This is a genomic window from Polyangiaceae bacterium (assembly GCA_020633235.1).
Taxonomy (GTDB): Bacteria; Myxococcota_A; Polyangia; order Polyangiales; family Polyangiaceae; genus JACKEA01.
The window spans coordinates 2195912-2211046 of sequence record JACKEA010000001.1; the positions used below are offsets into that span (position 1 = coordinate 2195912).

The 15135-nt window shown below is 68.7% G+C and carries 12 protein-coding genes; 1 reads left to right on the plus strand and 11 read right to left on the minus strand.

Translation table 11 applies throughout. The annotated features are described in order from the left end of the window. Window positions 1–412: 412 nt before the first annotated feature. The 10 genes from carA to H6717_09800 form a co-directional block, all read right to left on the minus strand. The gene (carA, locus tag H6717_09755; GenBank protein ID MCB9577296.1) at window positions 413–1531 is read right to left on the minus strand and encodes a glutamine-hydrolyzing carbamoyl-phosphate synthase small subunit; all 1119 of its coding nucleotides are present in this window, start codon (window positions 1529–1531) and stop codon (window positions 413–415) included. Beyond that, entirely contained in the window at window positions 1528–2832 is a 1305-nt protein-coding gene (locus tag H6717_09760) for a dihydroorotase (protein MCB9577297.1), read from the minus strand. The genes carA and H6717_09760 overlap by 4 nt, the downstream gene beginning before the upstream one ends. A 102-nt stretch (window positions 2833–2934) precedes the next feature. Continuing rightward, complete coding sequence (locus H6717_09765; GenBank protein MCB9577298.1) at window positions 2935–5451, minus strand: SCP2 sterol-binding domain-containing protein; 2517 nt, start codon at window positions 5449–5451, stop codon at window positions 2935–2937. Beyond that, entirely contained in the window at window positions 5448–6479 is a 1032-nt protein-coding gene (locus H6717_09770) for a radical SAM protein (GenBank protein ID MCB9577299.1), read from the minus strand. Before H6717_09770 ends, H6717_09765 begins: the two co-directional genes overlap by 4 nt. Further along, window positions 6476–7066, minus strand: coding sequence for a TetR/AcrR family transcriptional regulator (locus H6717_09775; protein ID MCB9577300.1), 591 nt, complete (start codon window positions 7064–7066; stop codon window positions 6476–6478). Before H6717_09775 ends, H6717_09770 begins: the two co-directional genes overlap by 4 nt. A gap of 94 nt (window positions 7067–7160) precedes the next feature. Continuing rightward, entirely contained in the window at window positions 7161–8537 is a 1377-nt protein-coding gene (locus tag H6717_09780) for a hypothetical protein (protein ID MCB9577301.1), read from the minus strand. A 67-nt stretch (window positions 8538–8604) separates the two neighbouring features. Next, window positions 8605–10098, minus strand: coding sequence for a GMC family oxidoreductase (locus tag H6717_09785; protein ID MCB9577302.1), 1494 nt, complete (start codon window positions 10096–10098; stop codon window positions 8605–8607). After that, on the minus strand, window positions 10095–10532 hold the full coding sequence (locus H6717_09790; GenBank protein ID MCB9577303.1) for a hypothetical protein: 438 nt from the start codon (window positions 10530–10532) through the stop codon (window positions 10095–10097). Before H6717_09790 ends, H6717_09785 begins: the two co-directional genes overlap by 4 nt. Before the next feature lie 14 nt (window positions 10533–10546). After that, complete coding sequence (locus tag H6717_09795) at window positions 10547–11461, minus strand: glutathione S-transferase family protein (protein ID MCB9577304.1); 915 nt, start codon at window positions 11459–11461, stop codon at window positions 10547–10549. Window positions 11462–11502: 41 nt separating this feature from the next. After that, window positions 11503–12129, minus strand: a complete 627-nt coding sequence (locus H6717_09800; GenBank protein ID MCB9577305.1) for a TetR/AcrR family transcriptional regulator — start codon at window positions 12127–12129, stop codon at window positions 11503–11505. A 66-nt stretch (window positions 12130–12195) separates the two neighbouring features. Between H6717_09800 and H6717_09805 the strand changes: the two genes are divergently transcribed. After that, window positions 12196–13860, plus strand: a complete 1665-nt coding sequence (locus tag H6717_09805) for an NAD(P)/FAD-dependent oxidoreductase (GenBank protein MCB9577306.1) — start codon at window positions 12196–12198, stop codon at window positions 13858–13860. Here the strand turns inward: H6717_09805 and H6717_09810 are convergent. Beyond that, the gene (locus H6717_09810; protein ID MCB9577307.1) at window positions 13832–15109 is read right to left on the minus strand and encodes an imidazolonepropionase; all 1278 of its coding nucleotides are present in this window, start codon (window positions 15107–15109) and stop codon (window positions 13832–13834) included. The genes H6717_09805 and H6717_09810 overlap by 29 nt on opposite strands. Window positions 15110–15135: the final 26 nt, after the last annotated feature.

The following is a 15135-nucleotide window of genomic DNA, read 5'->3' on the forward strand; positions in this document are numbered from 1 at the left end:
CTCGCGCCGGGCTGCACGGCCGGGCTCGCCCGGCTTCGTACCGCGGGAGCGGCGCGGGCGTGCTCGAGCTTCGCTTTCAGGCTCTCTCTCCGGCCCAGCTCGAGCTCGCCGATCAGGGGGATCGGTCGCGCCCAAATCGGTTGCTATGTAAACTTATTTTCCTGCGCCAAAGACCCCCGTGCGTCCCCCTTCTGCCCTTCTCGAGCCTGCCGAACCCTGTCGAATGCAACGATCAGGGGCTTCGGACGCGCCTAGATCAGTTGCTATGTAAACCGATTTCCGTGCACCCCAGACCCCATCAATTCCGCGGATCCACCCCGGCCAAGCCCACCCCTTGGTCCAGCGCGATGACGTCACGACAAGCCGGGCGCCACCTGGCGTCTGTTGTGGTCAACCCAGGTGAATAGTGGGTCTAGCCGAGCATCCGCTCGCGGAAGCGCTCGAAGAGATACAGCGCGTCGTGCGGGCCGGCGGCGGCTTCCGGGTGGTACTGCACGCTGAAGGCGTTCACGTCCGGCGCTTCCAGGCCTTCGCTGGTGCCGTCGTTCAAGTGCAGGTGCGTGGTGCGCGCCGCGCCGCCGATGCTGTCCACATCTACGACGAAGCCGTGGTTCTGCGACGTGATCTCGACGCGGCCGGTGGTCAGATCCTGCACCGGCTGGTTCAGGCCGCGGTGGCCGAACTTGAGCTTGTAGGTGCGTGCGCCGAGGGCGCGGGCCAAGAGCTGGTGCCCGAGGCAAATGCCGAAGATGGGCTTTTTGCCGAGCAGCGCGCGGATCGTTTCCACGGCGTAGTCGAGGGCGGCCGGATCGCCCGGTCCATTCGACAGGAACACGCCGTCCGGGGAGAGCGCCAAGATCTCCGCGGCGGGCGTGCGCGCCGGTACCGCGGTGACTCGACAACCAGAATCCACCAGACAGCGGAGGATGTTCTTCTTGGCCCCGAAGTCCAGGGCGACGACGTGGAGCTTGTCGCCCTCGGCGGCCATTGGCGTGGTCCAGGTGCCGCGGCTCTCGCTGAACTCGTAGGCTGCCTTGGGGGTGACGCGGGCGACGAGATCGAGCCCTTCCATCTTGGGGGCGCTCCGGGCGCGCTCGATCAACGCCTCGGGAGGCTCGCTGCCGATGCAGCCGCTCTGGGCGCCGTCGTCGCGGATTTTCCGGGTGAGGGCGCGGGTGTCGACGCCGCCGATGGCGACCACGCCGTGGCGCTCGAGGTGCTCGTCCAGCGTTTCCTTCGAGCGCCAGTTGGAGGTGGTCTCGCTCGGATCGCGCATCACGAAGCCGGCGACCTGCGGTGCGCCGTCCACGCTCTCGGGATCTTCGGCGTTCACGCCGGTGTTGCCGATGTGGGGCGCCGTCATGGTGACGATCTGCCCGCAGTAGCTCGGATCCGTGAGCACCTCTTGGTAGCCCGTCATACCGGTCGTGAACACGACCTCACCCGCGTTCGGACCGACGGCGCCGAAGGCGTAGCCTTCGAACACCGTTCCGTCGGCCAGGGCCAGCCACGCTTTCTTGCGTCCGCTCACGAAATCCCTCCGTCGAAGGCCAGCCTGCCGTCTGCCAGCGTCATCAGTACGCGGCCGCGGAGCTCGCGATCCAGAAATGGTGTGTTCTTGCTCTTGGAGCGCAGGCCGATCTGACTCGGCACCCAGCTGGCTTCGGGATCCACCAACGTGAGCTCCGCAACGGCGCCTTCTTTGAGCGCCGGCGGGGTGATCTGCGCGATGCGCGCGGGCCGCGTGGAGAGCGCGTCAATCAGGCGCGCCAGCGTGAGCCCGCTCTTGCCGGTGAGACCCAGCAAGAGTCCGAAGCACAGCTCGAGACCGATGAGCCCTGGCGAGGCTTCCGCCATCTCGCAGTCCTTCTCGAGGGTCGAGTGCGGCGCGTGGTCCGTGGCGATGGCATCGATGGTGCCGTCCGCCAGCGCGGCGCGCAGCGCCTCTACGTCGTGCTCCTCGCGCAGCGGCGGGTTCACCTTGCAGGCGGTGTCGTAGCCGAGGAGCGCAGCGTCCGTGAGCAGCAGATGGTGCGGCGTGACCTCCGCCGTGACCGGCAGGCCGCGGCTCTTCGCCTCCCGCAAGATGCGCACGGAACCCTCGGTAGAAGCGTGGGCCAGGTGGTAGCGGGCGCCCACGTACTCCGCGAGCAGCACGTCCCGCGCCACGATGATGTCCTCCGCCACTCGGGGCCAGCCGCGCAGGCCGAGGTTGGAGCTGACGGCCCCTTCGTGCATCTGCGCGCCTTCCGTGAGGGCGTGGTCCTCGGCGTGCTGGATCACGACCAGGTCGAAGGCACGGGCGTACTCCAGGGCGCGGCGCATGACCGCGCTGGAGGTGACGCACAGGCCGTCGTCACTCACGCCGATGGCGCCGGCCTCGCGAAGCTCCGCCATCTCCGTGAGCTCTTTGCCCTGCTGCCCCTTGGTGATGGCGCCGATGGGATGCAGCTTAGTGCCGCCGTGCTCCGCCGCCCGCCGCAGCATCATCTCCGTGACGGCGCGCGTGTCGTTCACCGGCTTGGTGTTGGGCATCACGCAGACGTGGGCGTAGCCCCCCGCCGCCGCGCCATCGAGCCCGCTGGCGATGTCTTCCTTGTACTCGTAGCCGGGCTCCCGCAGGTGCGCGTGCAGATCCACGAAGGCCGGCAACAGCCACTTGCCGCCGCCACTGACCACCCGCGCGCGCTCCGCCGTGCGCGCGTCCTTGCCGGCGCCGGCGCCGATGCGCGTGATGCGCCCCGCCTCGATCACCACGTCCACTTCTCTGTCGAGCCCGTGCTGGGGGTCGATGGCTCGGACGTTTTCGATCACCAGGAGGTCGACGTGCATGTCGGCGGCCCTGATACCACATCAAGCCCGACGGAGGGCAGGGGCTCCGCGGAGTCCTCGGGGTTACAGGAAAATGTTGGTCCGGCGCGAAGCCCGTCGCGGTCAGCCGAGCCCGCGGATCGCGCGGACCACCCGTGATGCGTCGGGGACGCTCAGCGTCTCCAAGGGCTTCGCGTAGGCGATGGGCACGTCGTCGGCGCCGATGCGCAATGGCGCGCGAGATAGCACGCCGTGGGTGGCGCCGGCGATGCGCGCCACGATCTCCGCACCGAAGCCGCCGCGGAGCGGGCTCTCTTCCAGAGTGACGAGGTGCCGGGTCTTCTCCACCGAGGCGAGGATCGTGTCCGTGTCCAGCGGGGCGATGTAGCGCGGATCGATGACTTCCACGTCGATGCCCTGGCGGGACAGCTCCTCCGCCGCTTCCAACGCGATCTGCACCATGTAGGACAGGGCCACCAGCGTGACATCGCGCCCCGGACGCACCACCCGGGCCGTGCCAATGGGCGCCAGATCTTCTCCCACGGGCACTCGGCCCTCCGCCAGGTACAGGAGCTTGTGCTCGAAGAGCAGCACGGGGTTTTGCGATCGGATCGCGCTCTTCAGCACCGCGCGGCAGTCCCGCGGCGTGCCCGGCGCTGCCACGATCAGCCCCGGGAAATTCATGAAGCTCGCTTCCAGACTCTGGGAGTGCTGCGCCGCCATGCCCAGGCCGGCGCCGCCGGGGGTGCGCACCACCATGGGCACGGAGTATTGGCCGCCGGACATGTAGCGGAGCTTCGCCGCCTGATTCACGAGCGGATCGGCGCACACGGTGAGGAAGTCCGAGAACAGGATCTCCGCCACGGGCCTCAGGCCGTTCATGGCCGCGCCCACGGCGCCGCCCACGATGGCGTTCTCGCTGATGGGCGTGTCGCGCACGCGGCGCTTCCCGAAGCGATCGAGCAGGCCGTTGGTCACCGCGAAGTAGCCGCCGAGGGAAACGTCTTCGCCCAGCAGCAGCACGCGCTCGTCGCGCTCCATCTCCTCCGCCAGGGCGCGGTTGATGGCCTCGGACGCGGTAATGGTGTGCTGCTCGCCGCCCACGGCCTCGCGGAAGGTTTCTGTTTCGGGCGAGTACACATCCGAGAAACGCGCGCTGGGCTCGGGATCCGGCGCGCCCTTTGCGGCGCCGAGGGCCGCGTCGATCACGCCGCGGGCCCACGCTTCGGTCTCCGCTGCGGCGCCTTCATCCAGCACACCCTCGCCGGCGAGCCGCTCTTGGAGCAGCCGGCACGGGTCGCCGTTTCGCATCTCGGACAGCTCCGCTTCGGTGCGGTAGCTCTGGGCGTCGCCCTCCATGTGCCCGTGGTAACGCTGCGTCACGCACTCGAGCAGGGCCGGGCCCTGCCCGGAGCGCGCACGCTCCACCAGCTCGACCGCCGCGGCATGGACGGCGTCGGCGTCGTTGCCGTCCACGCGCCGCCCCGGCATCCCATAGGAAATGGCACGGGAAGCGAGCTCCTCCACGTTGGTGGAGCCGGCCTGGGGCGTGAACTCGCCGTAGCCGTTGTTCTCCACCACGAACAGCACCGGCAGCTTCCACACGGACGCCAGGTTGAGCGCCTCGTGGAACATGCCCTGGTTGGTGGCGCCGTCTCCCATGAACGCCACGGCGACGCGCTTCTGTCCGTTCTGCGCAAACGCCAGGGCGGCGCCGGTGGCCAGGATCGGCGAGCTGCCCACGATGCCGTTGGCTCCGATGGCGCCCACGCTGGCGTCGGTCACGTGCATGCTGCCGCCCTTGCCGCCGCACAGCCCCGTGGCCTTGCCGAAGATCTCCGCCATCATGCGATCCGCGGGGGCGCCCTTGGCCAGCATGTGGCCGTGGCCGCGGTGGGTGGTGGCGATCACGTCGCTTTGCCGTAGCGCGAAGCACACACCCACGGCGACGGCTTCTTGTCCCGAGCTCAGGTGGATCGCCGCGGTGGGCAGCGCGCCGTCTTTCCATACGCCGGCGAGCCGCTCTTCGAACTCGCGGATGAGCGTCATGCGTCGCAGCATCTCCACGCGCAGGGCCACGGGCTCGCTGGGCAGCGGGTTCCACTCGGACTCCCGGCTCGCCGGGCAGGTGACGGGTGGTTTGCTGTCGATCGGCAGCGCATCGCGATCCACCCGTTGCCGATGGGGGAGCCGCTCCAGAATGCGGCGTAGAGAGAGGCGCGGGCGTTCGGCCTGCTCCGGCGCATCCGAGAGGCCGCGCTCCGCGAGCACCTGCTCGTAGATGGGAAACGCCGGCTTGATGGCGGGCAGGAGCTTGAGCGCTCGGCTCACGTCCCCGCGGGCGCGCACGCGACCCGTGGCGATGGCGCGCACGGCGTTCAGGCGCCCGAGCCAGAACTCGTGGGCGGTGTCGGACGATTGGATCAGCTCCACGTCCGCGCTGCCGCTGTCTTCCGTGGAGAACACCGCGCGCTCGTCGTGGAAGTCGAAGGTGAGCACGGAGCCGAGGTCCGGGTAGCGAAAGCGGACCACCAGCTTGGTGTCGTTCAGTGGCTCCGCCACCTGGGGCGCCGCCATGATGCGCTCGAACAAGCGCTGCATCACGTCTTCGAACTGGGCTCTGCTCTCGAACTTGCTCATGGCACCCTCAGCTGGATCCAAGACCGAACCGGCTCCAGATTGCCGCTGCACACCTCGGAGATTTCCACGCGGTGGATGGAGACGCACTTGTGGCAGCCTTCTCCCGCGGGGCCGGCCAGCTCCCGGAGCCGCGGGCTCTTCAAGATCTCTTCGAAGGGCGTTTGCTTCAGGTTACCCACGGGACGCGTGCCCCAGTGCATGCAGTCCACCACGTCTCCGTTGGCCTCCACCGGCAGCATGAACTTGGGCCAATGGCAGCGATAGACCGGCGGCCCCGCCATCATCATGTCCAGGTGCGTGTGGGAATTCAGGATCGGGTAGCCCTGGCGCTTGAGCTCGGCCACCGTGCGAAACGCATCCGAGAGCTGGGCGTCCGACGGCGCATAGGCGTCCAAGTGCGTGTCCCCGTCGGTGGCGGCCTCTTCCCGAAGGCCGTTGAACAGCACCAGCACGCCCAGCTCCTTGGCCAGCTCCGCGAGCCCCCGCACGGATTGTCGATCCACGTTGGCCTTCTGCAGCGTGCAGATGAACACCACGGTCTTGTCCGGCGCGCGCCGCTTGAGCTCCCGGGTGGCGCTCACGATCTTGTCGAACAGCCCGCGGATGCGCCGCAGCTCGTCGTGCTTGTCGGAGGGGTGGTCCAGCGAGATGCACACGCGGTCCACGTGCTCCACCACCGGGTCCATCTTCTTCTCCAGCAAGAAGCCGTTGGTGATCATGTTCGAGATCAGGCCCTCGCGGGCGGCGTGCGCCACGATCTCGTCGAAGTCGTGGTGCAAGAGCGGCTCGCCACCCCAGATGGAAAGGCCGATGAAACCCGCCCTGCGCGCGTCCGTGTACAGCTGCTGGATGGCCTCCGTGGAGAGCTGCTCCCGCCCGTCGTAAAACTCGGGATTCCACGCGCAAAACCCGCAGCGCGCGTTGCAGCGCGCGGTGAGCGCGTGCACCAGGTACACCGGGTGCTGCCAGCGAAAGCGTGCACCCAAGAGCTGCTTGGTGACTTCCAGGGCCGAGCTTATCGCGTTCATGGTGCGTTCCTTTCGAGCAGTGAAGAAAGCTCCGCCACGTGCGCACGCCGTGCCGCCAGGCTCTGCTTCGAGAATGGATCCCGCCCGAGAAACGCTCCCAGCACGGGCTCGTACAAGAAGTAGCCGGCGATCGCGCCGAACACGCTCACGGCATACTGATCCGCCACGCGGCGATCGCCGAAGTGCTCTTCCAAGAGCTGCCGCAGCGGACCCACGATGCGCTTGGAACGCTTGCGCACGTCCGCGCCGTGATCCAGCATCTCGCGCGCCAAGAGGCGCTGCAGCTGCCGCTCGTCCGTGAGGAAGTCGAAGTAGGCGAGCGCCAAGCGCTTGGGCAGCCCCTCGCGACCGCCCTCCGCCGCCGCGCTGCCCAGGCGCACGAACAAGCCCTGCTGCGCTTCGTCGATGACCGTGTCGTACAGGCCCTGCTTGCCGCCGAAGTAGTAGTTGATCATCGCGGCGGTCACGCCGGCCTGCTCGCCGATGGTGCGCACCGACGCCGCACCGAACCCCCGCTCCGCGAACTCCGCCCGCGCCGCATCCAGGATCCGCTGCCGAACGTCGAGATTCTCTGCCGGGCTGGCCATCTGTTAAACGAGTGTTTAACTCCCGGTCGAACGCAGGTCAAGCGCCCCACAATCCCGGACTTGATGGTTGTCGGGTCGGCGCGGAAACAGCCCGCTAACGCCGGCGCCGGCTCAGGGCGACGCCCAGCGCGGCGGCGGTGAGGGCCAGCGCGCCGAGCCCGCCGCCGCGGCTGCCCGCGGCGCGACAGTTGCAGTCGCCCGGATCCTCTTCGTCCGGTGGCGTGACGCCGCTGCCGCCGCCGCTGCCGCTGCCGCCAGTTCCGGCGTCGGCACCGGCGTCGGCGTCCGTGGTGCACTTGCCGATGGTGGTGCACACCGGTTGCCATTCGTCCGCGCACACGGCGCCGGTGGTGCTGCCGTTGCAGGTGAGGGGGCCGTCCACCTCGCTCAGGTGCATCAGCGGCTCGAAGGGATTGGCCGTGGAGATGTCGAAGCTCGCATCCTTGGCGAAGCCGAGCTCGAAGCCCTGCACGAACTCGGAGCCGCAGGCGTAGAGGCCCGTGCTCGTCCAGCGCAGGCAGTTGATGGGACCTTCCGCGATGCGGGTGAAGGAGAACGACGACGTGGCCGATTTCCACAGGCCCAGGGTGGCCGGGTCCGTGGCGGCGCCGCCCTTCGGATCGCCGTAGCCGACGAGCACCGTCTGGCCGTCCGGGGAGAGCGCGAAGCCGAGCATCACACCGACGCCGGAGAAGATCTCCGTGAAGGTGTCGCCGCCGTCCGCCGAGTGGAGCAGTGTGTTCGTGTCCGTGCCGGCGGTGCGCACGTAGAGGGAGTCCGGGTCGTTCGGCGCGATGGCAGCGATGAAGGGCGAGGCTTCCACGCCGGCGTTGGGGATCGACAGTTGCTCCCAGGTCTTGCCGCGATCCGAGCTGCGCATCAGCACCGCGGCGCCGCCGTCGCCCACGCCCGAGACATAGATGCGATCCGGGTTCGAGGGCGCGGGATCCAACGTGAGGCCGAGCACGGTGTCCGGCAGCGCCGTGCCCAGGGCGTGCCAGCTGGCGCCGCTGTCCGTCGTTTCCCACAGCGCCGTGGCGAACTTGCCGCCGCCGATGCCGTTGGAGGTGAGCGCGACGGCGTGACTCGCGTCCGCGGCCTCCACCGTGAGATCTACGACGTACTTGCCGTCGAGCTCCGTGGACGGCGACTTCCAGTCGCAGCCGCTGTCCGTGGAGGTGCGCAGGCCGTCGAAGATGCCGGCCACCAGGGTGCCGTCTTGTGTGATGCCCAGGGACGGATCCTCCGTGCCGCTGTAGCCGACGGACTTTTCGCAGATCCAGCTCCAGGTCTTGCCGCGATCGTGCGTGGAGACGATGCCGAACGTGGTGCGCAGCACCAAGTGGTTCGCGTCACTTTCGTCCTCGACGAGCTGCTGCGCCAGGGGGAAGCGGCCATTGGCCGACGCGGGCGCCGCGGCGCACAGGGTGGAGACGAGACAGGCGAGGGCCAATGAGGAGCGACGTATCACGGGCTTCAGGGTGCCCCGCGCGCCGCGCCGTCGCAACCCGACGGGCATCGCGCCGCACCAACATTCCCTAATTCGCGAGGCGCTCGGCGGCCCACCAGGCGATGGCGCTGATGGAGTGCTGCGGGTTCACCCCCATGTTCGTGGGGAACACGCTGGAGTCGATCACGTACAGGCCGGGCAGGTCGTGGGTTTGGAGATCCAGGTCGACGACGGACGACCACGCGCTTTGGCCCATCACCGCGGTGCCGAACAGGTGCGCGGCGATGCAGTGGAACAGACGCGGATCGTCGGGCAGATCGAAGGCGCGATCGAAGGCGTCGACGCTGTCGATGCGCGCCGGGAGGCCGTGGATACCGGGCAGTACTTCCCGGGCGCCGGCGGCGAACATCATCTCCGTGAGGCGGCGCAGGCCGAGCTTGAGCACGCGGATGTCCGCGTCCGTCATGTCGTAGCGGATCACCTTGCCGCCGAAGATGCCGGGACGCACGCTGCCGTGAGCGCGGGCGCGCACCTGCACGCCCCACACGGCGAGGTGACCGTAGTCGGAGAGCTCGCGCATCAGCTCGGGGCCGATGCCGGGGAGCCGCGCGGCGGCGAGCTCCAGTGGCATGGCGACGGTCTCGAACTTCATGCGCTCGTCCCAGAAGTGCGTGCTCTCGTAGCCTTGGGTGGCGCCGAACCACATGCGCACCGGGTCGTCGAACACGCCCACCACGGCGGTGCCCGGATGCGCTTGTAGTCGGCGGCCGAGCACGCCCGAGCCGCGACCGATGCCGTTCTGCGCGAGGAACAAGGGCGTCTGGATGGCGCTGGCGGCGAGCAGCACGCCGCGTCGGGCGTGCACCGTGAGGCGCGTGCCATCGGCAAAACGCCCTTCCACGCCGGAGGCGCGACCGCCCTTGCCGAGGACCCGGTCGGCGCGACAGCCGGCGTACACGCGCGCGCCGGCGTCCACGGCGCGCGGCACGTAGGAGACGTTCATGCTCTGGCGCTGGTTCGTGGGGCAGCCTTGGTTGCAGTGAGCGCTGCCGCGACAGCCTTGGACGTTGCGCCGGATGTGATTGCCGTCGATGCCCAGGCGCTCCGTGGCGGTGCGCATCAACTGGTTGTTCCGGCCGAGCACGGATTCCGGCGCCCGCGCCACGTGCAGCTCGGCGTCCAACTGGTCCCAGATGCGAGACAGCTTCGCGTAGCGAAGGTCCGGGCTGACGCCGTGCTCCTTCTGCCACAGATCGAAGATGGCTTCGGGCATGCGGTGGATGATGGCGCCGTTGATGGCGGTGGTGCCGCCCACGCAGGAGCCCTGCAAGATGGGCGTGAAGGCGCGCCCCTCGGCGACCTGGAAGCCGGCGTCGCGCCACACGCGTTTGAAGCCGGAGTACACGTCGCTGCGCAGCTCTCGTGGCGGCACGAGCGGTCCCTCTTCCAAGAGCACCACGTCGAGCCCCGCTTCCGTGAGCACACGCGCCGCCGTGGCGCCGGCGGCGCCGCTGCCGATGATGACGAAATCCGCGGAGTCGGCGCTGTCGGCGTCGAGGGCCTCGAAGATGGCGCCGGTCATCGTGCCTCCAGCCAGTCGGGCGGGGTCGCGTCGCGCGGCTCGATGCCAAGGGGTTCTTGCACTTGTGCGAGGCCACACACCGCGAGGCTCGCCATGGTCTTGAACAAGAGCGGGATCTCGCGCACGAGGTACACGTTGCTGGCCTTCAGGCGGGTGAGCAGCGCGAGGCGCTCCGCGGAAGAGAGGCCGTACAGCGAAGCAAGCCGTCCGAGCACGAACGGCGGGCACACGATCAAGAACCACAGGCACGCGCGCAGTCCGAACATCACTCGCGCCGGCGCGTGGTCCGCGAGGTCGTCCAAGAAGCGGTCCAGGGGGAAGTCGCGCGCACCCAAGGGAAACAAGGGCGTCGCTCCGGACGGCACCAGGGCATCGAACACGAGCAAGATGCCTCGCCGTTCGAAGGCCGTGGGGCGAAGCCAGCGCGGGGTCATGCGGGGAAGGTAGACTACCCGCGGCCGTGGGGCTCTTCGAAGTTCAACAGTGGCCCGACCGGCACGATCCCGTGCGGGTTGATGGTCGGGTGGCTCCGGAAATAATGCTGCTTGATGTGGTCCAGGCTCACCGTCTCCGCCACGCCCGGCTCCTGATAGATGTCTCGCAGGTAGGGCCACAGGTGCTCGTAGTCGCGAATGCGCCGGACGTTGCACTTGAAGTGGTAGTGGTAGACGGCATCGAAGCGGACCAACGTGGTGAAGAAACACACGTCGGCTTCCGTGAGCTGATCGCCTACCAAGTAGCGTTGCTTCCCCAGGCGGGCGTCGTAGGCATCGAGCGCGGCGAAGAGCTCGTGCACGGCTTCTTCGTAGGCGCCCTGGGTGGTGGCGAAGCCGGAGCGATACACGCCGTTGTTCACCGGCTCGTACAAGGCGGTGATCTCCGCGTCGACCTGCTCTCGAAGGTGCTCCGGACACAGGTCACGCTCGCGCTTCGCGACCGCAGAGAAGTCGTGATCGAACATACGGATGATCTCGCGGGACTCGTTGTTCACGATGCGGCCCTCGCGCGTGTCCCACAGCACCGGCACCGTGACGCGGCCCGTGTAGCGCTCCTTGGTCTTGGCGTAGATCTCGCGAAGGTAGCTGGCTCCGTTCACGGGATCCGGCTCTGGGAAGCTCCAGCCCTCGTCTCCCATGTAGGGATCCACCACGGTGACGCTGATGGCATCTTCGAGCCCCTTGAGCTTGCGCAGGATCAGCGTGCGGTGCGCCCAGGGGCAGGCGAGGGAGACGTACAGGTGGTAGCGCCCGGCCTCGGCCTTTTCCACGCGATCGTGGAACGAGGTGGCTTCCCGCTGAAAGCGCCCTTTCTCGTCCGGCGAATACCACTGGGTCGTCCAGCGCCCATCGATCATGCGTCCCATGTCCGGGAGCATCGGGCGCGAGCGCCGAGATGTCGAGCCCGTCAGCGCGCTTCGACGATGGTGCCCACCAGCTCCGTGACCTGTCGGGCCAGCGCTTCCAGGGCATCGGGGGTTCGGGTGCCGCGCAGGCGCCCGTCGAGCCACAGCATGCTGAGCCCGTGGACCAAGGACCAGGCCGTAGTGGTGACGAGCTTGAGCCGCTCCTCGCTGCTCTCGCCGCGCGCGGAGAGGGTGGCCCGCGCTTCCCGTACCAGCACCTGGAACGCTGCTTCCGCCGCACTTCGGAGCTCGTCGCTGTCACCCGTGAGCAGCTCGCGTCCCACCATCAAGCGGAAAAGCTCCGGATTGTCCGCGGCGAAGCGCACGTAGGCGACGCCCGTGGCCCTGAGACGCGAGAGCGGATCGGGCTCGCTCTCGTTGGCGGCGCGCGTCATGGCTTGCTCGAGGTCGTGGAAGCCTTGGGCGGCGACGGCCGCGAGCAGCGCGCGCTTGTCCGGGAAGTGATGTCCGGGCGCCGCGTGGGACACGCCGAGGCGCCGCGCCACCGCGCGCAAGCTCAGCGCTCCCGCTCCACTCTCCACCACGATGGACCGACTCGCGCTCACCAGGGCCTCCCGCAGGGCTCCGTGGTGGTAGCGGTCCTTTGGCTTCGACTGAGCGGAGTTCATTTTTGTTGGTTCTACCGCGGAACCAATCTTGACACTGTCAAGATGTGGCGGCAAGCTCCAGGAACCATGAAGCAGCGGGCAGATCGGTTCCGGCGGCTCCCTCGGGAGTCCTTCGACGTAGTGGTGATCGGTGCCGGGATCGGCGGCCTCACCGCGGCAGCGCTCCTGGCCAAGCGGGGCAAGTCCGTGCTGGTCGTCGATCAGCACTACGTGCCGGGCGGTAACGCCACCATCTTCAAGCGCCCCGGCTACGAGTTCGACATCGGCATCCACTACGTGGGCCAGTGCGGGCCGGGGGAGGCGATGCCGAGCATCCTGCACGCGGCCGGCGCGCGCGGTGTGGAGTTCGCGGCGATGGATCCCGACGGCTTCGACACGTTGGTGTTTCCCGAGCTCAGCTTCCGCGTGCCGCGAGGTATCGACGCCTATCGCGATCGCTTGGTGGAACACTTCCCGTCGGAAGTGCGCGGTATCGAGCGCTACGTGGACATGCTGCGGCAGGTGCACAAGCTCCAGGGCATTGCGGCGAACCCGAAGGCGGCGTTGAGCATCCTGCCCAAGGCGCTCGGGGCGCTGTACTGGTCTCGGGCGACGTTGGGAGCGTTCTTCGACACCTGCACGCGGGATCCATTGCTGCGGGCAGTGCTGGCTGGGGAGAGCGGGGACTACGGCCAGCCGCCGAGCCGCGCATCGCTGCTGTTCCACTCCGCGCTGATGCTCCATTACCTGGAATCCGGCGGCTATTACCCCAAGGGCGGCGGGCAGGTGATGAGCGACGCCCTGGCGGACTCCATCGAAGAAAGCGGCGGCAAAGTGCTGCTCTCGACGCGAGCGCTTCGCATCGTCGTGGAGGGCGGGCGCGCCCGGGGCGTGGAGATCGAGAACAAGCACATCGGGCGCCGCACCGTGCACGCGGCCACCGTGATCAGCAACGCCGACATCAAGCGCACGCTGCTCGAGCTGTTGCCCGAAGAGGCCGTGTCTCGGCGCACACGGCGCAGGGCGACGCGCTGGGAAATGTCGCCGGCGCTCGGCATCGCGTACCTGGGCGTGAAGCGCAGCGCGATCGAGCTTTCCGCGCGGCGCACCAACTACTGGATCTATCCGCACACGGATCAGGAGCTCGAGTACCGCACCATTGCTCGCGGCAAGCTGTCGGACCAGCCGATGACGTACATCTCGAGCGCGTCGCTCAAGGATCCGGACTATCCGCGCTACGCGCCGCCCGGGGTGGTCAACTTGGAGCTGATGGGCCTCGCGCCGTCGAACCCCGAGGCTTGGGGTGTGAGCGCGGCGGCCTTCGACAGCGGCAGCTACTCCGACAGCTCGGCCTACGCCGAGGCCAAGGCGGCCTACGCCGAGCGGCTCAAGCGCGTCGCCTCTGGGGTAATCCCCGGGCTCGCGGACGCCGTCGTGTTCGAAGAGGTGGCCACGCCGTTGACGCACACGCGCTACACGTTGTCCACCGGGGGCACGTCCTACGGTCTCGCGCTGATCCCCGGGCAGTTCCTGCACCGTCGGCCCGGCGCCAAGACGGAGATCGAGGGCCTGCTCTTGTGCGGTGCCAGCACCCGCATGGGCCACGGCATCATGGGCGCCATGATGAGCGGCGTGGCAGCGGCCGCGGCGCTGGTCGGCGGCCGTGTGTATCGAGACGCACTCCGCGGCGCGCCGGTAGCGCCGACGCCGCCCGAGGCGGTGTTCAGCAGAGCAGCAGCTCCTCCCGCTTGAGCACGCGCTTGCCCTTGGCGATCACGGTGCGCACCGGGTTGTAGCCGAACGCGTAGCCGAGCCAACGATGGTCCGGCACGTCGCAAACCACCAGGTCCGCGCGCTTGCCGGGCTCCAAGCTGCCCGTGACGGCGCCGCGGCCGAGAGCGTGCGCGGCGTTCTGCGTGACCGCCATGACCGCTTCGCTGGGGGTGAGGCCGACGCTGCGGCAGGCGATGGCGATGGCCATCGGGATGGACGGCGTGCACGCCGACCCGGGGTTCATGTCGGTGGCGATGGCGAGCGGCACGCCGGCGTCCGCGAGGCGGCGGCCCGGGGCGTAGTCCGTCATGCCCAGGTGAAACGGCACCGCCGGCAGCAACACACCGATGGTGTCGCCCTTCGAAAGTGCGGCGACGGTGGCGTCGTCCACGTGCTCGAGGTGATCCACGCTGACGGCGCCCAGGCGGACGCCGAGCTGCGCCGCTCCGCTGGCGGTGAACTGCTCGGCGTGCAGCTTGATACCGAAGCCGAGCTCCTTGGCTTTGGTCGCGAGGCGCTCCGCTTCTTCCACGGTGAAGGCCTCGGCCTCGCTGAACACGTCGAAGTACTCCGCCAGGTTCTGGCGCCGCACTTCCGCGGCCGTTTCGAGCACCAGCTCCAGGTACTTCTCGCGGTTCGCCTTGTGCTCCTTGGGAACCACGTGAGCGCCGAGGAAGGTCGTGACCACTTCCAGGGGCAGCTCTTCGGCGAGGGCCCGGGCGGCGGCGAGCATCTTCAGCTCGCCGTCGTGGTCCAGGCAGTAGCCGCTCTTGATTTCCAGGGTCGTGGTGCCGAGCCCGAGAGCGAGCTTGGCCCAGCGCCGGGCGCCGGCGACCAGCGCTGCCTCGGAGGCGGCGCGAGTCTTCTTCACCGTGGACAGGATGCCCCCACCCGCCTTCAGGATCTCGAGGTAGGGCTTGCCCTGCATCCGCTCCGCCCACTCGTCCGCGCGATCACCGGCGAAGACCATGTGCGTGTGGCAATCGACGAAGCCGGGGAGCACCACGCCGCCGCCGCAGTCGACGATCTTGGACTCGTCCACGCGGTACTCCCGGCGCAAGCGATCCGACGCCCCGACGTCGAGGATGCGGCCGTCGCCGATGGCCACGGCGCCATCGCGCACGACGCCCACCGCCGAGAGATCCGCGCCGCGTGCCGGCGCTTGGCTGAACCCGGCGCAGGTGACGACCTCGGCCGCGTTGATCACGAGCAGGTCCACGCTGGTCATGGCCTCGCTCTATATCAGCTTTGCAG